Source organism: Murinocardiopsis flavida (assembly GCF_003014485.1).
GTDB classification, from domain to species: Bacteria; Actinomycetota; Actinomycetes; order Streptosporangiales; family Streptosporangiaceae; genus Murinocardiopsis; species Murinocardiopsis flavida.
The window spans coordinates 78643-102200 of sequence record NZ_PYGA01000023.1 but is presented as its reverse complement, the minus strand read 5'-3'; the positions used below and the strand labels follow the sequence as shown (position 1 = coordinate 102200).

Below are 23558 nucleotides of genomic sequence, written 5' to 3'. Positions count from 1 at the left end.
CTTATCTGTCGTCATAGTGGCCTGTTCTGTTCGTAGATCCGAATCGCCTTCAGGACGACCTCGGGGGAGATCCGAACGGCGGCCTCGCCGGGCAGCGGGTTGTGCAGTTCACGCAGATCGGAAGCGTCAAGCTGGAAGCCCTGTACGACGAGTTCGCCGGTATCGGACATGTAAACGGAAGGACAATCACCTTTTTGGGACTTGTCGTCCTTGGCGAGCATGGTGAGTTTCATGATTCCCCTGTTGATAGAACACGGGACAAATGGGTAGTCACCCTAACACTGGATTATATAACACAGCAACTGCCGTTCAGGTTTTTGCTAAGATTCGTGACCGTTCCTGATCTCGGCGACGGCCTCGGCGTCGTTCTCCTTCGACGCCCTGACCAGCCTCTTCAGGTCATAGGCGAAAAGGACGGATTGCACCTCCTCGGCCAATCGGTCCGTTTCTTCGTGTTCCGTGTGATCGTTCGCTGGCATCCGTCCTCCTCGCCGGTAGAGAGAGCCGTCGCGCCGGGGTCTCGAAGGTAACCCGTGGCGCCTTCTGTTCGGCGGGTTTTCGCCGTCCGGGCAGGGGTGCTGTTAGCGGGACGTGGGTCCGACGTCCGACATGCCCGCCATGGTGGTTCCCATGCCCGCAATTGACCGGCTACTGTCTGTGAAATTACCTGGTAGAGCTGTTTTCGACGGTCGGCCGAGCAGGGTGTACGCAATCGTGCCGACCCACACGTGGGGAGGGACATTGCGCGACGACGCAGTGCCGGCGCCGGAGGCGCCCCGGCTTGTTCTCAGGACGACCGCCGCCCGGGGCAGAGCCCCGCTGAACGAGGGGGAGCGGTGACTCCGGCTGAGGCCCCCCGCATCCTCGGAGTCCCCGCCGTAGTCGCCCTGGGCGTGCTCGCCTCGGGGTTCGCCCTGCTCGCCGCGGCGGTGCTCGCCGCATCGGTGTGGACCTTCGCAGCCGGTGCCGCCCTGGTCTACGCGGCGACCGTGTTCGTGCAGCTCCGAGCGCCGCGCGCGCTGCGGGAGCTGTCCAGGTACCGCCTCGGCTCGACCACTCAGGCGCTGCTGCGCCAGGGCCTGCTGCTCGCCCTGCTGGGCACGACCGGCGCAGCGGCCGGAATCCCGCTGTGGGCCGCCATCGGCGCCATGATGGCGCTGTTCTGCCTCCAGTTCGGCTACGACGTCGTCCTGCGGCGGCTGCGCCGGTACCGCAGCCTCCCCGTCGTCACCAGGAACATCGACCTGGACCCGCTCGACATCCCCGACGGGCCGCCCGCGTTCCTGGTGACCGGTGCGCTGCGCCGCCTCCTGCTGCTGGACGCGGCGGTCCTCGCCGGGGTCCTCGCCGGACTGATCACACAGAGTGAGATTCCGGCGCTCGCGGGGCCCGCGCTCGCCGTCGTCGCGGGGACGGCGGCGCTCGCCGCGCTCGTCCCCTACGCCGTCGCGGCCCGGCGCATGGCGGTCGGCGAGGAGGTCGTCGCCTACATGCAGACCTGGATCGACGGTTACGGGCCCGAGGTGCTGCTCTACTACGCCGGGACCGACACCGGAATCCACCGCGCCGACATGTGGCTGGAGCCGCTCGTGCGCCAAGGCGACCGCCGCAGGCCGCTCGTCGTGCTGCGCGACCGCTCCGCTGCGGCCCACCTGGCGCCGACCCCGCTGCCGGTGCTGTGCGTCCCGGACGCAGAGGACCTGGCGGCGCTCGACTTCGGGCGGGCGCGGGTCGCGCTCTACCCCGACAGCAATGCCGCGAACACCGACCTGCTCCGCAACCAGCGGCTGCGGCACGTGCTCGTCGGCCACGGCGACCGCGACGGCGACGCGGTGCCCGACCCGGTCTGCCGCGCCTACGACCAGGTGTGGACCGCGGGCAAGGGCGGCCGCGACCGCTACGCGTCGGCCCGCTCGGTCCTGCGCGACGACGCGTTCGTGGAGATCGGACGGCCGCAGCTCGACGCCGTCGCGCGGATGTCGGTGCATGCGACGGCAGGCCCCGTCCCGACCGTTCTGTACGCCCCGACCTGGGAGGGCACGGCCGCCGCGCCCCGCGGCACGTCACTGGTCGACGCGGGGGAGGCGCTGGTCGAACTGCTCCTCGGCGCCGAACCGCCGGTGCGGGTGCTGTACCGCCCGCACCCCGCAACGGGGACGCGCGACCCGCGCGCCGCAGCGGCGCACCGCGCCATCGTCGCCATGATCGAGGACGCCGGACGCGCCGCGCCCGTCAGCGGGACGGCGCCGGGCGCCCGCCGCCTCGCGGCGATCGAGGAGCGCATCCGCGGCTCGGCGGAGTACCACCGCAAGCGGGACGAGGCCCGCGGCTCGCGCGACGACGGCGCGGTCGGCTCGGGCGAGGTGGAGGAGCTCCAGCGCCTCGAACGGGAGTGGAACCGGCTGTACTGGCTGGGCCGCGCCCCCGGCGAGCACCTCGCCGTGCTGGACGGCAGGCCCGACCTCTACTCCTGCTTCGACCACGCCGACCTGCTCATCAGCGACATCTCCGGGGTGATCACCGACTTCATCGCCACGGGCAAGCCCTACGCGGTCGCCAACTGCGCCGGGGTGCCCGACATGGAATTCCGGACCGCCCACCCGACGGCTGCGGCCGCCTACCTGCTGCGCCCCGACGGGCGCGGCCTCAAGGAGGCGCTGCGAGCGGTCGCCGACACCGAGGCAGACGTGTACGCCGGCCCGCGCGCCAAGCTGGCGAGCTACCTGCTCGGGCCGGAGGAGCCGACCGCGCAGGAGCGGTTCGCCGACGCGGTCGACGCGCTCTACCGCACGGCGGCGGCCGAGATCCCGCAACGGGAGCCCGCGATGCGGCACGGCGCCGACGGTGGCGGGGACGGTGGCGACGAGGCTGCGCCCGTGGTCCGCGGCGCCAACGGGCGGTCGGCCCCGCCGCGGCACGCCCGCGGCGCGGCAGCGGCGCGCGCCGGGAACGGGAGGGCACCCGACCCGGTCGCCCGCCCCTGAGGCGTGCGCCGCCGGGTGCTTCGCGGTCCCCTGCCGCGCCCGATCCGCGGATCGTCGCGCAGCGGGGGCCGTGGCGGCCGCCGCCCGCTGGGGGCGGCCGGTATTCCTCGTCGCGGCGGCCCGGCGGCCCGGCGGCCCGGCGGCCCGGCGCGCGAGGGGGATCGGGGGATCGGCAAAGACATGCATATGGCGAGAATTTAATATCCGGTTCCAATACCGGGCATTCCGCTACCGGGAATTCAGGGCGCTTCGTCCTAGTATCAATCCGTGGCTAACGTGGAATTGCTCCGGCAAATCGGCCGGATCGGCGCATTGGGCGTTGTCGCCGGTCTGCTCGTTACGGGGATGGTTCTCCCTTTTGTGGGAGGGACGGCGTTCGCGGTCCGGAACATGGCCGTCGGATTCCTCGACCTGCCATCGGAACTCGACGCCCCGCCGCCACCGCAGCGGTCCGTCATCCACGCCGCCGACGGCTCCGAACTCGCCCAGATCTACGACAAGAACCGGCAGCCCGTCCGCATCGGCGCGATCGCGCCGGTCATGCGCGACGCGATCATGGCGAGCGAGGACCGGCGCTTCTACGAGCACAACGGGGTCGACTTCCAGGGCACCTTCCGCGCCGTGCTGGCGACCCTCCGCGGTGAGACCCAGGGCGGTTCGAGCCTCACCCAGCAGTACGTGAAGAACGTGCTGCTGGAAGGCGCGGGCACAGAGGAGGAGAAGCAGGACGCCACCGAGGTCACCATCGCCCGCAAGGTCAAGGAACTGCGGTACGCGATCGGCATCGAGAAGCGGATGGCGAAGGACGAGATCCTCGCCGGCTACCTCAACGTCGCCTACTTCGGCGACGGCGCCTACGGCATCGAGTCAGCGGCCCGCCACTACTTCGGCGTCGCGGCCGCGGACCTCGAACTTGGCCAGGCGTCGATGCTCGCCGCGCTCGTCCGCTCCCCATCCGGCTACAACCCCCTGCTCCACCCCGAGAAGGCGATCGACCGCCGCAACATCGTCCTCGACCGCATGGTCGTCTCCGACATGCTCGGCAAGCGCGAGGCCGCGGCGGCCCAGGACGCCGACCTGGTCCTGGACGTCAACAACTTCGAGAACGGCTGCATGTACAGCGACGCGCCGTTCTTCTGCACCTACGTGGTGAACGAGATCGAGCGGAACCCCCGCTACGGCAAGACCAAGGAGCAGCGCGCCCGCTGGCTGCGCACCGCCGGCCTGCGCATCCGCACCACCCTCGTCCCCCGCGCCCAGGAGGCCGCCCAGGACGCCGTGGACCGGTACGTGCCGCGCCGCAATGAGTCCGGCAAGGTGGCGGCGCAGGCGCTGGTCGAGCCCGGCACCGGAGCCGTGCGGGCGATCGCGCAGAGCCGCGACTTCGGCTACGACGAGAACGTCCGCGGCCAGACCGCCATCAACTTCGCCGTGGACGCCGAGTACGGCGGCGGCACGGGCTTCCAGGCCGGGTCGACCTTCAAGGCGTTCACCCTCGCAGCGGCCCTCGACCAGGGCATGGGCTACGGCACCACCTTCAGTTCGCCGGGCAGCACCACGGTCAGCGGGCTGCGCACCTGCGGCGGCGACCGGCTGTCGCCGTGGGACGTCAAGAACTCCGCGGAGAGCGACTCCGGGCGGCTCGACATGATCGAGGGCACCAAGGGGTCCGTGAACACCTACTTCGCCCAGTTGCAGGCCGCCGTCGGGCTGTGCGACACGGTCAAGACGGCGAAGCGGCTCGGTGTGCACCGTGCCGACGGCGCGCCGCTCGGGCAATGGGCGTCCTTCACCCTCGGCGACCAGGAGGTGTCGCCCCTCACGATGGCCGGCGCCTACGCCGTCTTCGCCTCAGGGGGGACCTACTGCCGTCCCGAGCCGATCGCGTCCATCGACATCGAGTCCACCGGCGAGCGCATGGACATCCAGCCCGAATGCCGCGAAGTGCTGTCCGAGGAGGTGGCGAACGGCGTCAGCCACGTCCTCGCGCAGACCTTCGACGGCGGCACCGCCGACGGGCTGGGGATCGGCCGGCCGGCCGCGGCGAAGAGCGGGACCACCGACGGCGCCGCGTACTCGTGGTTCGCCGGGTACACGCCGCACCTGTCGAGCGCGGTCGCGGTGGGCGACCCGCGGGGCGGTGAGAGCCACCCGTTGCGCCACGTGAGCCTCGGCGGCCGCTACTTCCGCATCGTGTACGGCGCCGACATCCCCGGCCCCATCTGGCGCGCGACCATGAGCGAGGCGTCGGCCGGGCTGCCGGCGAGCGACTTCACCGACGGCGTGCACAACGGCGGCGCGGGCGACGACCGCAAGAACGGCCCCGCCGGGCGGCGGGGCGACGGTGCGGCAATCCCCGACGTGCTGGGCCGTCCCAAGGACGACGCGGTGCGCGCGCTGAAGGACGCCGGCTACACGGTGCGCGTGTCCCCGCGCACCGTCCGCTCCCCGGGCGGCGCGGGAACCGTCGCCGCGGTCAACCCGAACCCGGGTTCGACCCTCCCCAAGGGCTCGGTCGTCCGCGTCTTCGTGGGCCGCCCGTAGTACTCGGTTCCCTTGGCCGCGGGTGGAGTTTCGGTGTTTGTGGGCCGCAGGCGGGCCGACCCCGATAGGGCGAAAGCCCACCCGCGGTTGCGAGACACGCTTCGGCACGTTCGACGTCCGGGACCTCACACATCTGACGTCCGTGGCGTTTACGGGGTGCGCCGGTGCGGAAGGCACGGCGCTCCCGGGACCGCGACAGGGCCGGGAACGACATGGCCGCGGCGCGCCGCGGCCCTCGAACCGAAGGGCCCACCCATGGATCTCCGACTCACCGACCGGGTCGCCGTCGTCACCGGAGCCTCGAAGGGCATCGGACTCGCCACCACCCGCTTGCTGCTGGACGAAGGGGCGCGGGTGGTCGCCGTCTCCCGGAAGTCCACACCGGGCCTCGACGCGCTGGCGGGTCCGGCACTGGTCCACGTATCGGCGGACCTCATGGACCCGGATGCGCCCGCTCAGGCCGTCGCCCGTGCGGTCGAGGAGTTCGGCGGCCTGGACATCCTGGTGAACAACGCGGGCGGGCCGCCGCCCGGCACGACGATGCCGCAGTTCGGGTTCATGGAACCCGGTGACGACGACTGGCGCGCGATGTTCGAGTTCAACCTGTTCTCCGCTGTCCGGGCCGTCCGCGCGGCGGTGCCGGCGATGCTGGCGCGCGGCGGCGGCGCGATCGTCAACGTGTCGTCCGCGCACGCCCGGCAGCCGAGCGGCGTGAACGTCGACTACGGCGCGGCGAAGGCGGGGCTGAGCGCCCTCACCAAGTCGCTCTCCGAGGAGTTCGGCCCGCAGGGGATCCGGGTCAACACGGTGACGCCGGGCCCGGTCCGGACGCCGTGGTGGACCGAGGAGGGCGGCGCGGCCGACGTCTTCGCGGCGGCGGTCGGCACCGATCGCGACACCGTCATGGACACCGCCGGGCCGGAGATGATGCGGCTGACGATCGGCCGCCTCCTCGACCCGCGGGAGGTCGCCGACGCGATCGTCCAGCTCGCCTCCCCGCGCTCTGCGGGCACGACGGGCGCCGATGTCGTCGTGGACGCCGGGATGCTCAAGGAGGTCTGAGGCGCACCGGCGCCGCACCCCGCGGCCCCGCCGCCCGTCCCGCGGAAGCGGGAGGGCAGCGGGGCCGCTGTGCGTGCGCGGGGCCCTGGGTGTGGTGCGGGGTGTGCGGGCGGGGTCCCGGGTCCGCCGAACGGTGCACGGGCGCTGGGCGCGGGTGGGAGGCGGGCGCGTCGAACGCTGCGCGGGCCCGATCCGGCCGGATGTGGCCAGGGCGGTGGGAGCGTGGTGTGCGGCTGGGTGCCCGTATCGGGGCGATACGGCGCCCGGCACTATGGCCGACGGCGTCGCCGCAGGTCGCGGTGAGGAGTCTCCCTGTTTCGGCGCGGTCGAAGCGCATCGCGCGGTCGTCCGTAACCGGAATGGACGCATCGCGACGATGCGGCAACGGCGCGAATTAGTATGATCGCTGCTGTCCCCCGTTGCTTTGCGCCTCATGTACCGCAACCGTCCCTGGCCGTTGAGCGTCGATATACCAGAGAACGGCCCGGCCCACCCACGCCCGCACCGCCACGACCCGCCCACGGACAGGATTCCCCCGCCGATGCGCACAGCCCTTCCGCCGCGCCGCGGTCGAGGCGTGCCCGGAGGGCCGGCCGTGTCGGCGCCGGAGCCCGCATGAGGCGCGGTGCCAAGCAGCAGAAGCCCCACAAGTCGCCGGTCACGCTCGTCATCGCCCCCGACGAGCGGCATGCCGAGATCACCTTCAAGGACGACCACCGCTGGGTCGGCGGCGCCGGTCCCAAGGAGACCCGCCGCGCGGCGCTCGACGTCGCCGTCGAGCACGCCGTACGACTCGGCCGCCCCGTGCGCATCCACGCCGCCGACGCCTCCAGCGAATGGCAGCTCACCGCCACGCCCACCGGGGTGGTCCGCGCCGCCGAGGCCGGGACCTCCGGCGGCGGGCGCCGCAGCGGGCTGCTGGTCGCCGCGGTCGCCGTCCTCGTCATCGGCGGCCTCGCCGGTACCGGCACCCTCGCCTACCGGATGCTGCCGCCGGGCTGGCCCGAGTCCGCCGACGCCGCGACCACGCCCGAGTCCGCCTCGTTCAACTCGCGTCCGGCGCCTCCCGGGTTCACGGAGGACGCCCTCTGGAAGATCCCGCTGGCGCCCGGGTCGCGGCCGTCCGTCGCCGAGGACGGCAGCGTCGCGGCGATCGTCGGCGCCGACGGCAAGATCGCCGCCATCGGTCCCGACGGCGTGCGCAAGTGGTCCGAGGAGTCGCCCCTCCCGCCGGCCGAGGTCAAGAGCGGCCTGCGCATCAACGGCGGGGCCGACGACTTCAGCGTCTCCCTGTCCGACTCCGAGTCGCTGTGGGTGTGGGCGTCCGGCGGCGGCGACCCCGAGCGCTTCGAGCTGCCCAGCGGCGGGCAGGTGAGCTACGGCGGCTCGGCCCCCATGGTCCTCACCGAGGGGGCGGCGTTCGTGCCGTCCGACGGCGAGCTCGTCGAGGTCGACACCCCGCAGGGGACCGCCGGCCTGCTCGCCAAAGGCGATTCCGTGCTCGCCGCGTCCGCCAACGGGCCGTGGTCGTGGGTCCGGCCTGCGGGCAAGGCCCGCGAGGTCGAGCCGGTACCCCCGGACCAGGCCACCCGCCTCGAACGCGTACTCGCGGCCTCCGACGACTACGTCATCGTCCGCTGGGCCGCGGCGGGCGGCGGCCGCACCATCCTCGCCGTCCACGACTCGCAGGACGGTTCGGTCGCGAGTTCCACCGCGGTCGCCGAACAGGCCCTCGTGGACGCCCGCTGGGTGGTGGGCGACGGCGTCGGAGCCTACGGCCCGCTGCTGGTCGACCTCGAAGCGGGCGAAGGGCGCCTCCTCGGCGGCTTCCGCCCCACGAGCGCGGCCGGTCCCACACTGTACGGCGAACGGAAGGGCGTCGCGGTGGCTGTCGGCCGCGACGGTTCGCCCGAGAACCTGGAGACGGGCGCCGCCCGTCCCTGGGGCCTGCTCGACGGCCATGCCATCGTCATGGCCGACGACGACCTGTACGCCCTGACCCCCGCATGAACCCCCAAGTGAAGGAAAGGAGCAGGATGTCCAACACAGCACGTTTCGCCGGCATCGCGACCACCGCGCTGCTGGCGTTCGGATTCTCCTCGGCGACCGCGTTCGCCGAAGAGCAGCCCGAGTCGCTGCTGGACGTGGGCGTGTCCGTGGGCGGCGAATCTCCCGTTGACGTGGACGCAGGTGTGAACCTCGACCCCGTCCTCGACCCGATTCTGCCGGACCCGCCGCCTCCGCCGGCACCGCCCGCCCCACCGGACCCGGATCCGCCGGACCCGCCTGACCCGCCGGACCCCCCGGACCCGCCGGACCCGCCGGACCCCCCGGATCCGCCCGACCCGCCGGACCCCCCGGACCCGCCGACGGATCCCCCGACGGATCCGCCCACGGACCCGCCGGACCCGAGCGACCCGCCGCCCGACCCGAGTGACCCGCCGGACGGCCCCGACGACGAGAACCCGCCCCCGGGCAAGGACGCAGGCAGCAACCAGGCGCAGACCAGCCAGGTCGGCGAGGCCAGCTCCGGCACCCAGCCCTCGGCGGACGGCGAGGACGAGGAGCTGCCGGTCACCGGCTCCGAGCTCACCGGCTTCATGCTCGCCGGCGCCATCGCGACCGGAGTCGGCGCGGTGACGATCTACGCATCCCGCCGCCGCCAGTCGGCGTAGGACGCACCCGCCCGGCCGCACCCAGCGGCCGCGCACCGCACGAACCGGCCGCCGCCCGCCCTGACGAGGGCGGACGGCGGCCGTTGTCGTTCCGCGGCCCACGGAGGCGCCGGTTGGGCTGTGTCAAACTGACGCAGTCAACGACTATCGTCGTGCTCATTGGACGGGAGAGCCGAGGGGGCCGCATGTCTCAGCCGGTCGACCACGACGAGCCGCTGTTCCCTATGCCACCGGTGACCGAACAGGCGCTCCGGGTGGCCGTGAAGCGTCTGGACTTGACTGCGGCGGTCCGTTTCGAGACGGAGTTCCACGCCGCATGGCAAGAAGCGGTACAGACCGACAGCACGGTGCCCATGCACACATTCCTGGATCGGTGGGCCGTGTTCGTCGCGCTGCGCCGCCACCCGGTTCGGGCCCGTCGGCTCCGCGAACTCGAACACGCCGCGGCTCAGGCAGCGGACGTCGCCACCGCCCGCGCCAAGTCGGAGGAGATCGCCGCACTGCTCGACGAAGCAATGCGCGAGGCCGTCGCATGAACGACTGGACCTGGGAGTTCCTGCCCGACGCGGAGAACGTCGTGGGCGGGCTCGAACCTCAGGTGAAGGTCGATGTCGAGCGTCTGGCACAGAGCCTCGCTGACGCCGCGTCGGTCAAGTACATCGGTCAAGTACATAGGTGAGCCACCCGTTGCAGAAGCGGGCCTATCGCCGGTGCTCGACCACGCGGAGGGACGCCTCATCGTCTGGTTCATGGAGCAGCGACGCTTCGGCATTGTTTTCGTCCTGCGTGTGCAGTACTGGCCCGTCGAGCGTGACGAGTGACCACGATCGCGCGTGACCGCCGTTGAGGCGTGCGCGGCACATTGCTGCGGGGCCGCTCCGTGCCGCGCACGGGTGGGTTACTTCTCCCGGCGGGTCGAGGCTCGGTCGATGGCTGTCTCCACTGCGGCCACGCGGTCGGCGAGGAGGCCGACCGCGCCGACGGCCCGGCTCATCGGGTCGCCCTCGCTGCCGCCGAGCGCCCGCGCCCGGAGGTGGCCCGCCTTCACGTCGTCCCACCGCTGCCGCTGCTCGGGGGTCAGCACGCCGCGCAGTTCCGCGAGTTTCAGCAGGTTGGACTCTGCCCCCGTCGTGAGGGTCTGCGCCTCGCCCACGTAGTGGTCGTCGATGACCGCTTCGAGTTCGGCGTCGTTCATGACCGGCACGATCCGCTCCGCGAGCTTGTTCATGTTCCGGTAGGAGCCCTGCAACTGGAACGGGGGCTCGGTGCGCGAGGCGTCCGCCTGCGCGGCCGAGGCGATGTACGCCTGGTTGTTGGCGAGCACCACCTCTTGGGCGCGCAGCAGCTTGCGGAGCACAGCGAGGACCTGGTCGAGCTCCACCGAAGAGTAAGGGTGCGCCAGCTGGTCGGCGCGCACGCCGGAGTCGCCGCGCGCCAGGCGGACCAGCAGCCGCACGTCGTCCCGGTCGCGGGACGACAGCGGCGCAAGCACGGGGTTGGACGTGAGCGCGTTCTCGATGTAGCTGAGTGCGAACTGCTCCTCGCGGCCCGACAGGACGTCGCCCAGGTTCCACACGTCGGCGCGGTTGGCGAGCATGTCGGGGACGCGGAAGCGCTGCCCCGACTCGGTGTAGGGGTTGCCGGCCATGCACATGGCGAACCGCTTGCCGCGCATGTCGTAGGTGCGGGTCCGCCCGTTCCACACACCCTCCATGCGGCGCTGGGCGTCGCACAGCGAGATGAACTTCTGGAGCAGTTCCGGCGAGGTGTGCTGGATGTCGTCCAGGTACAGCAGGACGTTGTTGCCGGCCTCCAGGGCGAACGAGATCTTCTCGACCTCCTGCCGCGCAGTGGCGTTGGGCGCGTCGGCCGGGTCGACCGATGTGACGTCGTGCCCCAGCGATGGGCCGTTGACCTTGACGAACACCAGGCCCAACCGGCTCGCGACGTACTCCATGAGTGTGGTCTTGCCGTACCCGGGCGGCGAGATCAGCAGCAGCAGGCCCATCTGGTCGGTGCGCTTGGCGTCGCCGGCCGCCCCGAGCTGCTTGGCGAGGTTGTCACCGATGAGCGGCAGGTACACGTCGTCCAGCAACTGGTTGCGCACGAACCCGCTCATGACCTTCGGCGTGTACTCGGCGAGCCGCAGCCGGTCGCGTTCGGCGGCGACAAGGGCGTTGCGGCGCTTCTGGAACGCGCGGAAGCCGGGCACCCGCTCGTCGCGGAACCGGCGGGTACGGGTGAGCAGCTCGTCCAGGCGCACGTGCAGGCCGCGCCCGTCGAGGCGCGGGTGGGCGCCGAGCAGCCCCGTGACGGTCGCGGTGAGCTCGGCCGAGGAGTCGCGGGCGGCGAGGTCGCCGCCGCACAGCTCCACGGCGACCGCCTCGGGGACGTCGGCCGCGAACGCCGCCGCGTCGTCGTCGGCGGACGACTCCAGGAACGACCCGATCCACGCCGACACGAGCTGGTGCCGGTCGAGGACGCGGTCGCCGAGCCCGGCGAGGTCGGCGTCGAAGTCGCCGCGCGACGCCGACCGCGAGCCGTCGAGGGCCCGGCCGAAGCGCTGGAGGAGGTCCCGCGCCCGTCCGCTGACGACGAACTCCACCGGCGCCCCGGGTGCGGCGGTGGCGAGCTCCTCGAACAGGTACTCGCCCGCGAGCCGCCGGACGGGTGCGTCGTCCGCGAGTCCGGTGCCGGGCAGTTCCGCGTCGAGGAAGCCGCCGATCGCGTCGGCGAGTTCGGCGGTGAACGCGCCGATGGCGGGGGAGCGTCCGAACGCCGCGCGGGCGCGCGCCAGCGAGCGGGCGCGCGCGGTCCACCCGGTCCGCTCGGCGCCGGTACCGCTACCGGCGTCGGCACCGGTGCCGAACGTCCAGAACAGCAGGGCGGCCGCACGCGCGGCCGACGGGTAGCGCAGCAGCCCCGCGGCGGAGTGCAGGCGCAGCAGGGCCGCGAGGATCGCCGCGGCGTCGTGGTCGTGGACGCCGCGCTCGTAGCCCTCGTCGTAGCGGGCCTCGGCGACGCCGCGCACCAGGCCGAGCAGGTCCTGCCCGGTGCCGCCGGTCTCCGCCGCCGCTGTGTCGCGCTCCGCCGCGGCGTGCAGCTCCGCCAGCGAGGGCCCGGTGCCGTCGGACTCGGCGCCGGAGAGGATCGCCGCGGCCAGGTGCTCCGCCCGGTAGACGTCAGGGGTCTCCGACGGCAGCAGCTGCTGCCAGAACGGGCGGGTCGCGTCGAACTCCGGGTCCTGGACGGGCGCCCGGAAGTCGGTGCCGGTGATGGCGAACGCCATGGTCTCGCCGTTGGGGACGAGGGTCAGGTCCACGGGCTGGGTGTTGACGGCGAACCGGTGGTGCCCCAGCTTGATGGTCTCGCCGCCGTCGGCGTACAGGTCGAGCCGGTCGCGCAGCGACCGCCCGGCCTCCTGCCGGGCGGCCTTCACCCGGCCGTCGACCTCCTCCGCGCGCACCTGGTCGCCGAGGGAGCGCAGCTCCTCGGCCGTGGAGCGCAGCCGGGCGATCATGGGGTCGGACGCGAAGTAGGTGTTCACCTCGTCGATGGAGCCGAGCGCGGCCACCCGCCGCTGCACGCTCGCCAGGATGCGCTCGGCGGACTCCACGAGCCGGTCGGCGCGGCGGCTCCGCTCGTCCAGCAGGGCCTGCTTGCGCGCCGAGAACGCCTCGTAGACCTCCTCGCGCTTGTCGCCCAGCTCGGTGAGGAAGTCGTCGAACTCGCCGAACCGCGACTCCAGGTTCTCCAGTTGCAGCAGCAGCCGGCCGAGCTGGTCGTCGCAGCGCTCGGGGGTGTCGGCGACGGCGAGCGCGCCGGTGACGGCCTGCCCGAACAGGGCGAACTCCGCGGCGAACTCCGCGCGCCCCTCGGTGGCGAGCAGCTCCGTGCGGCGCGCGGCGAGGGTCGCGCGGGCGCGGTTCACGCCGCCCAGCACCTCGCCGATGCGCTCCAGGATGGTGGTGCGCACCGTTGCGTCGCCGATGTCGAGGGAGCCCACCACCTCGGTGACGATCTCCAGTGCGTCGGAGCGCTCGGCCAACCGGTCGGTGACGGGTCCGGCGTCGGCGACGCTCGCGATCGACTCGGCCTCGGCGACCAGCGCGGCGACGTCGCCGTGGTACCCCGCGAAGGCGTCGTCGCCGCGCAGGAACTCCACGGCGCGCCGCCCGGCGGAGTCGAGCTGCTCCGCGAGCTTGCGGTCGAGCGCGTCGATGCGCGCGGTGTCGACGTAGCGCATCTCGCGCAGGGTGACGAGGTGGCCCTGGGATCGGCGCAGCTCCGCGAGCCTGCCGACCCAGCCGTCGGCGCCCTGGGGCGCCTCGCCGCGGGTGCGCCGGATGAGGGTCAGCGCCGCCGCCTCGGCCTCGGCGAGCGCGTCGGCCGCCTGGGCGGTGAGGGCCTGGACCTTCTCGAACTCGTCCAGGACCTGCTCGGCGGTGCCCCGGACGCCCGCGAGGGGTTCGCCGGGCCGGTCGAGTTCGTCCTCGCCCAGCCAGTGGTAGGTGTCGGCCGTGCGCTTGGCGGCGGCGATGAGCGCCTCGAACACCTCGGCCGACGGCGCCATCTCCTCGATCATCCGCGCGACCGAAAGGCACTCGGAGACGCCGCGGACCAGCTCGGCGTTGCCGATGCGCTCCAGCGGCCCGGTTCCGACGGGCTGCGCGGCGGCGTGGTCGTCGGTGCAGAACGGGGTCTGCCACACCTGCATGGGGTGCACCCGCGTCGGCTCGTCGGAGTCGGCGCGGAACACCACGAGCGTGCCGTCGTCGAACACGCTGAACCCGTGGCAGACGATCGGGGCGGCGACCTCCTTGCGGATCACGTTGTAGGGCAGCAGCAGCGACCGCCCTTCGCCGCGCGAATGGAAGACGTAGAGGACGTCCTCGCCGTTGGGCGACCGGACGAACCGCTCGAACTCCAGGTCGGTGACGTCGGTGTCGAAGGTCCGGGCGATGCCGGTGGCGAGGTAGGTGCCGCCGGGGAAGATCAGCCCCTGGTCCTCGGGCAGCCGCCGGCACGCCCGGCCGATGCCGTCGAGGCGGACGACGTCCCTGGTCCTGGTGTTGAACACCAGGTGCCGCCACTCCGTCTCCTTGTACGGCAGCACCCGCAGCAGGACGAGCGCGCCGACCTCGGCGTAGTGGACCTCGGCGTCGGCGAGGCTCTGGAGCGGTTCGTCGACGGGTTCGCTGTAGATGCCCGCGCCGGACTCGGTGTTGTTCTCGACCTTGATGGTGAGGTCGCCGCCGACCGTCTCCACGAACACCTGGTCGAGGATGGAGATGTGCGGGTGGCGGCCCAGGACGTGCTGCTCCCGGGTCGTCTCGACCCATTCGAAGTCCTGCTGCGCCGGGAACACGTGGTCGCGTTCGCCGCGGCCGTCGAGGTAGCGAACGCCGCCGTCGTTCTCGACCTGCCAGCGGAGGACCCGGATGTCCTCGGTGCGTTCGCCGGTCTGGAACACGGCGAGGAGCTTCGGGCCGACCCGGCGCAGTTGCAGCAGGCGGGTGTCGCGGTAGTAGCGGTACAGCTCGGCGAAGTCGCGCCGGAACTGGGCGTCGTCCAGGAGGCCGGGCAGTTCGCCCGGCCCGGCCTCGGTGAACGGGGGCTGCCCGCCGGGCTCCGCTGCGGGGTCCGGCGGGGTGAAGCGGTGCAGCGAGAAGACGTCGGCGACGGTCGTCTCCTGCTTCAGCCCGATGAAGACGTTGTACCCGAAGAGCATGAGGTCGCCGACGGGCACGATGTCGCGGGGCACGCAGTTGTGCCCCGTGCGGATCCGCTCGGTCCCGGTGAGACGCAGCTCGGCACCGCCGAAGACCGCCAGCCGCCGGGCGTTGAGCGATTCGGCCCGGCGGGCGAGATCGGCGGCCTGCCCCGCCAACCGGGTCCGCAGGACCTCGTAGGTCCCCTGGTCGAGCCCTTCGGGGGCCGACCCGGCGCGGGCGGCGGGACCGTCGGGCCCGGGCGCGTCCGGACCGGGTGCGGCCCCGTTCGGCTCGGCAGGTGCCGAGGCGGCAGTTTCGACGGTGTCGGTCACGTCTGCGTCACGCCTTCGCGGTCGTCTCGGCGGAGTTCAGGCGGGGGCCGGTGAGGGCCGACACGGGCGAGTCGGCCACACCGAGCCGGTTCGCGGTGCTCAGCAGCTCGCGGAGCTTGCCCTCTTCGGCGCCGCCATTGTTGATCAGCTTCATGAGCAGCGCCGACAGGGTGACGTTCTTGACGTCCTCGGTGCGCACCGAGCCGACCAGCCGGGACAGGTCGTTGGTGAAGTCGGCGGAACCGTCCAGCCACGGCCCGGCGAGGGTCTGCGCGACCTGGGAGTTCTGCATGAACCCGTCGACGGCCTTGCCCATGCCGATGGAGCCGGTGAGCCGCTCGAAGAACGCGCCGTCGCCGCCCACGATGTCGATGTCGGCGGACTGGAGGCCGGTGGACAGCACGGCGGCCTGCGCCTCGGCGACGTCCTTCTGCACGGTGATGCCGGCGAGCCGGATCTCCTTCTCGGCGTCGAGCCGCAGGCGGTACTCCTCGTGCCCGCGTCCCGCCTCGTCGAGCGCCGCGATGGCCTCGGCCTTGTCGTTGATGCCCTCGGCCTCGGCCTTGAGCTTCTCGCGGATGCCCTCGGCGTCGGCGAGCGCCTTCTCGCGGCTCACCGCGGCCTCGGCGCGGCCGTGCTTGTCGAGCGCCTCGGCGGTCGCGACGCCCTTCTCGCGTTCCACGACCGCTTCGGCGCGGCCCTGCTTCTCCAGCGCCGCGGCCTCGCGCTCCAGCACCTGGGCCTTCGCGAGCCCTTCGGCGGCGGCGTCGGCCTGCTTGCCCTCGGCGAGGCGGATGGCGGCCTGGGTGTCGAGCTCGGCGGTCTGCTGCCGGGTCTCGGCGAGCCGCAGCTCCTCGCGGGCCTTGTGCGCGGACGCCTGCTCGGCGGCCTCGGCGGCCTTGATGTCCTTGACCAGGGCCTCCTGCGCCTCGGCCTCGGCCTGGATGATGATGGCCTGGCGGGTGCGCTCGGCCTCCTCGACCGTCCGCAGCTTCTTGATGGCCTCTTCCTGCTCGGCGACGGTCTTGTCGACGGCGATGCGCTCGCGGATGGACTCGGCGATCTCGCGCCGCTCGCCCTCCAGCTCCTTGTCCTTGGAGATGCGGGACAGCTCGGTCTCGCGCTCGCGGCCGATGACCTCCAGCATCCGGTCCTTCTCGATGCGCTCGGTCTCGATGGCGATGACCCGCTCGCGGTTCTTCTGCGCCACCGCGATCTCCCGGTCGCGGTTCTGCTGCTGCACGCCGACCTGCTCATCGGTGCGCACGCGTGCGGTCTCGGACTTCAGCAGCTCCTCGGAGCGCACCCGTGCGGTCTCGGCCTCCTCGCGCGCCCGCAGGGTCTCGACCTCGCGCTGCTGCTTGGCCTCGGCCTCCTCGCGGCGCCGCTCCAGTTCGAGGATCGCCTCGCGCGCCTCGACGTTCTGCCGCTCGATCTCCTTCTCCTTGTTGCGCGCGTGCTCGTTGGTGTGGATGCTCTGCACGGCGGTGAGCTCGGTGATCTTGCGGATGCCCTGGGCGTCGAGGATGTTGTTCTCGTCCAGGCTGTGCAGCGGGGTCTGCTCCAGGAAGTCGATCGCCGCGTCTTCGAGCTGGTAGCCGTTGAGGTCCACGCCGATCATCTGGATGATGCGGTCGCGGAACTCGTCGCGCTGGGTGTACAGGTCCTCGAACTGGAGCTGCTTGCCGACGGTCTTCAGCGCCTCGGAGAACTTGGCGTTGAACAGCTCCTGGAGGGTGTCCTGGTTGCTGGCGCGCTCGGTGCCGATGGACTGGGCCACCTTGATGACGGACTCGCGCTGGTTGTTCACCCGCACGAAGAACGAGATGCGGATGTCGGCGCGGATGTTGTCGGAGCAGATCAGCCCCTCCTTGCCGGTCCGCTCGATCTCGATCGTCTTCACCGAGATGTCCATGATCTCGGCGCGGTGCAGCACCGGCAGGACGACCATGCCGGTGAAGGTGACGTCGACCCGGTTCGTCTTGGAGACGATCAGGGCCTTGCCCTGCTCGACCTTGCGGAAGAGCCGGCTGACGACGATCACCAGCCCCAGAACGATGACGAGGACGACGGCGATCAGAATGCCGAAGCCCGCGGAGATCACATCCATCGATAAGTCCTTAGGTCGGGGGGTGCCTGCGGCGGCAGGCGGGGACGTGCGGTGCTCGCCGGCGCCGCGGCTGTGCGCGGGGCCGGTGTGGTGCGGGGTCCGCTGTCAGCGGTTCGGGTCGAGCGCGGGGTCGAACGCCGACACCCAGAAGAACTCTCCGGCGTCGTCGTAGGCGTAGACGAGTGCGGTACTGCCGGCGGTGAGCGGGTCGTCGCCGTGCTGGCGGACCTGGATCACCGAGGTGGATCCGTCCTCCGACGCGGCTTCGGCCTGCCCGAAGTCCATGGTCACCTTGCCGGTGCGGATGGTGCAGGTGCGGCCGACGAAGTCGTGCAGGGAGGACTCGCGGGCGTCGGGCAGGGCCTTGCGCAGTCCCATGACGATGAAGGCCGTGACCAGCCAGGCGCCCATGAGCGCCAGGGCGAGGACGCCGACCAGGATCACGATGAGCCAGGTGGGCGACAGGCCCCACCCCGTGGCGAGCGACGCGCCGGAGAGGCTGAGGAACCAGGCGACCGCGATCACCAGCGACACCGAGACCGTGCCGGGAACACCGCCGAGGCCGATGCCGCCCAGCAGTCCGATGGCGCCCCCCGAGTCGGGGACGTCGCCGTCGAGCATGTCGACCTCGGCGCCGCCGACCAGCACGAGAACCCAGTAAGCAACGACCACCACCAGTGAGAACGTGAACAATACGGTCGGGAAACCCAGCGCTGCCTGAACGAACGCGCCCATCGGCGGTGAGGTCCTCTCCACCCGCGGGTGAACGGTGCGGTCGCGCGGCCGTGCGGCCGCCGCGATGGGACACGGCGCGCAGGCTTCGGGGGACGACCACCGTGCTGGCGGGAAACGTTACGGTGCTCCCCCATTGTCTGCCACGTTTTGTCCGTCATCGGCCATTCACCTTGGAAGACGCTGAGAATCGGGACGGTTCGGGCGGTGGTGCCGGCTGTCGCGCGGTACCGCCGCCCTACGGGGCGGGGCCCCGTCTGTGCACTGCATTCCTCCGACGCAGCGGTGCCGGGCGGGGTTCCCGCGCGGCAGCGGAATGCCGGGGTTTTCGGATGGGAATCGGCGCGCGTTCCGGACCGCTCGTGCCGCGCCGTGCGCGCGCTGGCGCGGCACATCGGCCGGTGCCGCCAGTCGTGCCCGGATCCGGGGAACCAGCTGTGGTATGCAGTTCGTTGGCCAGGCAAGATCGCTGATAAAACGGGGATACCGCACATGGGGAAACCGAAGCGCAGGCGCCGCCGGATCATCCTGTCCGTCCTCCTCGCGCTCGCGGTACTCGCGGCCTGCGGTACGGGCTGGGTCCTGTCGCGGCAGGACGGCTACGACCGCAACATCCAGCGCATCGCCGACGCGCTGCCGACCGCGTCCTCGAAGCGGCCGCTGCCCGACGCCGGCGAGAACTGGCTGCTGGTCGGCTCCGACATGCGCGGCGATTTCACCGAGACCACGTGGCGCAAGGGTGAGGCCCGGTCCGACACCATCATGCTGCTGCACGCGCCCAAGGGCCGCGACGACTCCTACGTCGTCTCGATCCCGCGCGACTCCTGGGTGGAGATCCCCGGCCACGGCCGCGCGAAGATCAACGCGTCCTTCGAGCGGGGCGGCCCGCGGCTGCTGGTCGAGACCGTCGAGAAGCTCACCGACGTGCGGATCGACCATTTCGCCGCGGTCGACTTCCAGGGGTTCAAGACGATGACCGACGCTCTCGGCGGGGTCGACGTGCACCTCGCCGAGGACGTCTACGACCCCAGCAACGAGTGGTCGTGGGAGGCGGGGAAGAACCACATGGACGGCGACGAGGCGCTGCGGTTTGTCCGCGAGCGCAAGGGGCTGCCCGGCAGCGACTTCGACCGTGTGAAGCGCCAGCAGGCGTTCATCAAGGCCATGGCGGAGAAGGCGGCGAGCACCGGAGTGCTCACCGACCCGGCCCGGCTCGACGCGTTCCTCGAGGCGGCGAGCGGGGCGGTCGCCGTCGACTCCGGCACCACCATGGGCACGATGCGGTCCCTGGCGGCGCGCATGGCGCGCGGCGGTCCGGAGGGCATCGAGTTCATCAGTCTCCCCGCGGCCGAAACCGGCTACGAGGGCAGCCAGAACGTCGTACGGCTCGACACGTCCGCCGTCAAGGACTTCTCCGCCGCGCTGCGCGAGGACCGCCTTGACGAGTACATCGAGGAGCACGAGCTCGCGAACGACGTCGACAAGGTCAACTGACCCTCGTCACTCGAATGACGCCGCGTGGACACGAGGGGGTGGGCCGCCGCCATGACCGCCCACCCACCTTCTCCCGGGAGAGCACACCCGCCGCCTCTCACGGGCCCGCACGCGTGCGCGTGCGGGCGCGTGCGCGGCTCCCGAATTTCCGGTGATTTTCACGAATAGGACGCCGTCACATTCTTCTGGTGCGTGTTGCGCAATGAGTTGCGTATGGCGCTTCAATCCGGTTGGAAAATTTTCGAGATCCGACTGGTGTCGGCCGCCAGATTGACGAATTTCGCGCTTCTGACCTGCTGTTTTAACGCAGGGTGGAGGCGGTGCACTTGAAACGATTCGTCAAGTGCATTTCAATGAAAAAGGCGAAATCCCACCCCTGTCCGCCGTGTTCGGGCTGCGGCCGGGGTCATTTCGAGTGTGAGGAGTCGACCTATCAAAGGGCAGGACACGCAGGGTTTTGGCACCGACCCGCTCGCTGTTCGCGAAACCGACCACTACAAAGCCGAATATGTCACGGGCTTCGTCGAGAAGTGGGACGAGCTGATCGACTGGAAGCGGCGCTACGCGAGCGAGGGCGGCTTCTTCATCGAGCAGCTCAAGGCACGCGGTGTGCGCGAGGTGCTCGACGTCGCGACCGGCACCGGGTTCCACTCGGTGCGTCTGCTTGAAGAGGGCTTCGACACCGTCAGCGCCGACGGCAGCCCCGAGATGCTGGCTCAAGCGTTCTCCAACGGCCTCACGTACGGCGGGCACATCCTCCGCGTCGTCCAGGCCGACTGGAGATGGCTCAACCGTGACGTGCACGGCACCTACGACGCCATCATCTGCCTCGGCAACTCGTTCACCCACCTGTTCTCCGAGCGCGACCGCCGCAAGGCCCTCGCCGAGTTCTACGCGATGCTCAAGCACGACGGCGTGCTGATCATCGACCAGCGCAACTACGACGCCCTGCTCGACGGCACCTACGGCAACTCGCACACCTACTACTACTGCGGTGAAGAGGTGTCGGCCGAGCCGGCGCACGTCGACGAGGGCCTGGCCCGGTTCCGCTACCGGTTCCCCGACCAGTCCGAGTACCACCTCAACATGTTCCCGCTGCGCAAGAACTACGTGCGGCGGCTCATGCGCGAGGTCGGGTTCCAGCGGATCAACACCTACGGTGACTTCCAGGAGACCTACCAGGGCGAGGAGCCCGACTTCTTCGTGCACATCGCGGAGAAGGCGTACCACTCCGACGAGGACGCCGCCGAGAACTACTCCACCGCGGTGCAGACCGCGCGGGAGTACTACAACTCCAGCGACGCCGACGCGTTCTACCACTCGGTCTGGGGCGGCACCGACATCCACGTCGGCCTCTACACCGCCGCCGACGACGACATCGCCGACGCGAGCCGCCGCACGGTCGAGCGCATGGCGGACAAGCTGGAACTCACCCCCGACACCGCGGTGGTCGACCTGGGCTCCGGCTACGGGGGCTCGGCGCGGTTCCTCGCCCGCACCTACGGGTGCCGGGTGACCTGCCTCAACCTCAGTGAGGTCGAGAACGACCGGAACCGGGCCATGAACCGGGCGGCGGGCCTCGACCACCTCATCGACGTGGTCGACGGGTCGTTCGAGGAGATCCCGCTCCAGGACAACGGCTTCGACGTCGTGTGGTCGCAGGACGCGCTGCTGCACAGCGGCGACCGCGCCCGCGTGGTGGAGGAGGCGGTCCGGGTGCTGCGCCCCGGCGGCCGGCTGGTCTTCACCGACCCCATGGCGGCCGACGGCGCCGCGAGCGAGGCGCTGCGCCCGATCCTGGAGCGCCTGCACCTCGACACCATGGCGACCCCCGGCTTCTACGAGGCGGAGGCCCGCCGGCTCGGGCTGACCAAGGTCGAGTTCGACGACCTCAGCCCGCAGCTGCCCCGGCACTACGGCCGGGTCCTCGCCGAGACCGAGGCCCGGGAGGCCGAGCTCACCGGGCAGATCAGCACCGAGTATCTGGAGCGGATGAAGGTCGGCCTGCGCAACTGGGTCAACGGAGGCGACTCCGGCGACCTCGCGTGGGGCATCTTCCACTTCCGCAAGTAGCCGCTTTTTCGGGCCGCGACGCGCGCCCCTGCCCCGATCGGGGCAGGGGCGCGCGTCGCGTACTGGGCGGGAACGGGACCCGGATTGAGGCTGTGGTCCCTGTTCGCTGACAGTAAACAAACCTAAACTCTAGGAAAAGCCACTAAAAATGACACCATAAACAACATGATGCCAACTCGTGGTGCGGGCATCGAGAGGGCCGTTATGGCTTCCGTCAATGCAAGGTTCCGGTCGCGGGCGCGGCGCTCCGAGTCGGGCGTGTCCGTCATCGAGTACGCGGCGATGATCGTGCTGGCCGGCGTCATCATGGGTGGAGCAGGCCTCTACCTGCTGGGCGACCGTGTGGCCAAGCACGTACCGCCCGCGCTGTGCGTCCTCCTCAGCGCCGGCCAGGCGGACTGCGACGGCGAGGGCGGGGGCGGCGACGCCGGCCCGAAGCCACCCCACCCGAGCCCCACTGCGGGCCCGTGCAGCGACGGGCGGCCCGGGACCAAGAAGGACGACGCGTTCAAGCCGCCCCTCTGCGAGAAGCTGTACGAGAAGGAGTACTCGAAGTCCACGTACAAGATGCTGTTCATCAAGATCACCGATGAGTTCGCGTTCATCCGCCAGGAGTACTCCGACGGGACCGTGCGTCTCACCGCCCTGTCGACCGGCCACCTCGGGGTCGAGGTCGAGTCGGGCCTGAACGTCTTCAAGAGCGGCGGGGTCGAGGTCGGCGGCAAGATCGGCGGCGGACTGAACATGGCGGTCGGCGACACCTACGTCTTCAAGAACAAGGGCGAAGCCGACGACAAGATCGGCGAGATCAAGTCCTACTACAACAAGGTGCGGCAGGAGCAGGGCCGGGCGCAGACCAAGTTCTGCGCCGACAACCCGATCATGTCGTCGTGCAAGGTGTCCGACCCGCCCGACATGGACGATCCGCAGATCACCACCAAGTCCGTCGGCGGCGAGGGCTCCGGCGGGCTCAAGCTCGGCAACATCACCGACAAGAAGGACAAGAAGGGCGACAAGGGCAAGAAGGACGACAAGGACGACGAGGGCGGCGATTCGCTCAGCCTCAACCTCCTCGGCGGCGAGGGCAAGATGGCCGGCGAGACCATCGAGGAGAAGGACAACCGCGACCCGAAGAACCCCAAGACCTCCAAGATCTACTCCTTCACCGTCTCGGGCGAGGGTACGGCGGGCCTGCTGCACGGCAAGGGCAGCAAGAACGTCTCCCTGAAGGTCACCCACGACAAGGACGGCAAGCTCGTCGGCATCGTCATGTCCGAGGCCGTGGAGTCGCCCAGGGGCGAGGGGTTCAACCTCGACGTCGCCGGCCAGGTCGGTCCGGTCAACGGCAGCTACGGCAAGACCGAGCGCAAGGGCCGCTACGACGTGCGGACCGCCCAGTTGGAGGTGACCGACAAGAACCGCTCGGTCGTCGAGGACTGGCTGACCGGCCAGAAGTCCGGCGCCGGCGACCTCGCCGACGAGGTCGGCGAGCCCGTCGATATCAACAAGGACAGCACCGACTGGGACAAGGTCAAGAAGGAGTTCTACGACCACGGCAAGGTCAGCAAGGTGCTCTACGACACCGAGTTCGAGTCGGAGAGCGTCGGCTGGGGCGTCAGCTTCCTCGGGATGGAGTTCGGCGTCGCCGCGGAGTGGGGCCGCGAGGGCCGCGAGTCCATCGCCGCCGACTTCCTCGGCGCGCCCGACGGCAAGAACCCGCGCGACTGGGTCGACTTCCCCGAGTGCGTCCACAAGGACGGCGGCGACGACGGCAAGCCCCCGCCCCCGCCACCCCCGCCGCCGGGCTGCCCCACGAAGAAGGACTGACTGAGCCGTCC

The 23558-nt window shown here is 71.1% G+C and carries 15 protein-coding genes; 10 read left to right on the top strand and 5 right to left on the bottom strand.

Annotation, left to right across the window (positions count from 1 at the left end; translation table 11 throughout):
• Positions 1-11: 11 nt before the first annotated feature.
• Together CLV63_RS26490 and CLV63_RS33770 are read right to left on the bottom strand one after the other, a co-directional pair.
• Complete coding sequence (locus tag CLV63_RS26490) at positions 12-233, bottom strand: hypothetical protein (RefSeq protein WP_106585940.1); 222 nt, start codon at positions 231-233, stop codon at positions 12-14.
• A gap of 87 nt (positions 234-320) precedes the next feature.
• A complete protein-coding gene (locus CLV63_RS33770) occupies positions 321-479 on the bottom strand; it encodes a hypothetical protein (protein WP_170134327.1) in 159 nt (52 codons plus the stop codon).
• 357 nt (positions 480-836) lie between these two features.
• On the opposite strand from CLV63_RS33770, the gene CLV63_RS26485 reads away from it, so the two are divergent.
• The 7 genes from CLV63_RS26485 (at position 837) to CLV63_RS33760 (ending at position 9944) form a co-directional block, all read left to right on the top strand.
• Entirely contained in the window at positions 837-2984 is a 2148-nt protein-coding gene (locus CLV63_RS26485) for a glycerophosphotransferase (protein ID WP_146165666.1), read from the top strand.
• A 390-nt stretch (positions 2985-3374) separates the two neighbouring features.
• Positions 3375-5528, top strand: coding sequence for a transglycosylase domain-containing protein (locus CLV63_RS26480; RefSeq protein WP_170134326.1), 2154 nt, complete (start codon positions 3375-3377; stop codon positions 5526-5528).
• A 255-nt stretch (positions 5529-5783) separates the two neighbouring features.
• Positions 5784-6590 (top strand): SDR family NAD(P)-dependent oxidoreductase, encoded by an 807-nt coding sequence (locus CLV63_RS26475; protein WP_106585937.1) that lies wholly within the window; start codon positions 5784-5786, stop codon positions 6588-6590.
• A gap of 615 nt (positions 6591-7205) precedes the next feature.
• Positions 7206-8600, top strand: coding sequence for a hypothetical protein (locus CLV63_RS26470; RefSeq protein WP_106585936.1), 1395 nt, complete (start codon positions 7206-7208; stop codon positions 8598-8600).
• A 26-nt stretch (positions 8601-8626) separates the two neighbouring features.
• Complete coding sequence (locus CLV63_RS35070; protein WP_106585935.1) at positions 8627-9265, top strand: LPXTG cell wall anchor domain-containing protein; 639 nt, start codon at positions 8627-8629, stop codon at positions 9263-9265.
• A 185-nt stretch (positions 9266-9450) separates the two neighbouring features.
• Positions 9451-9801 (top strand): hypothetical protein, encoded by a 351-nt coding sequence (locus CLV63_RS26460; protein WP_106585934.1) that lies wholly within the window; start codon positions 9451-9453, stop codon positions 9799-9801.
• Complete coding sequence (locus CLV63_RS33760) at positions 9798-9944, top strand: hypothetical protein (protein WP_170134325.1); 147 nt, start codon at positions 9798-9800, stop codon at positions 9942-9944. Before CLV63_RS26460 ends, CLV63_RS33760 begins: the two co-directional genes overlap by 4 nt.
• 219 nt (positions 9945-10163) lie before the next feature.
• Here CLV63_RS33760 and CLV63_RS26455 read toward each other — a convergent pair whose 3' ends face one another.
• The 3 genes from CLV63_RS26455 to CLV63_RS26445 form a co-directional block, all read right to left on the bottom strand.
• Entirely contained in the window at positions 10164-15311 is a 5148-nt protein-coding gene (locus tag CLV63_RS26455) for a DNA repair ATPase (protein WP_106585933.1), read from the bottom strand.
• A 7-nt stretch (positions 15312-15318) separates the two neighbouring features.
• Positions 15319-17421 carry an SPFH domain-containing protein gene (locus CLV63_RS26450; RefSeq protein WP_106585932.1) on the bottom strand — a complete coding sequence of 701 codons (2103 nt, stop codon included), beginning with the start codon at positions 17419-17421 and terminating at the stop codon, positions 15319-15321.
• A gap of 105 nt (positions 17422-17526) precedes the next feature.
• On the bottom strand, positions 17527-18156 hold the full coding sequence (locus tag CLV63_RS26445) for a hypothetical protein (RefSeq protein WP_106585931.1): 630 nt from the start codon (positions 18154-18156) through the stop codon (positions 17527-17529).
• A gap of 489 nt (positions 18157-18645) precedes the next feature.
• Here CLV63_RS26445 and CLV63_RS26435 point away from each other — a divergent pair, with 489 nt between their 5' ends.
• From CLV63_RS26435 to CLV63_RS26425, 3 genes are all read left to right on the top strand, one after another.
• Entirely contained in the window at positions 18646-19647 is a 1002-nt protein-coding gene (locus CLV63_RS26435; protein ID WP_106585930.1) for an LCP family protein, read from the top strand.
• Positions 19648-20064: 417 nt separating this feature from the next.
• Positions 20065-21720 carry a glycine/sarcosine N-methyltransferase gene (locus CLV63_RS26430; RefSeq protein WP_245929069.1) on the top strand — a complete coding sequence of 552 codons (1656 nt, stop codon included), beginning with the start codon at positions 20065-20067 and terminating at the stop codon, positions 21718-21720.
• Positions 21721-21924: 204 nt separating this feature from the next.
• The gene (locus tag CLV63_RS26425; RefSeq protein ID WP_146165665.1) at positions 21925-23547 is read left to right on the top strand and encodes a hypothetical protein; all 1623 of its coding nucleotides are present in this window, start codon (positions 21925-21927) and stop codon (positions 23545-23547) included.
• Positions 23548-23558 lie beyond the last annotated feature (11 nt).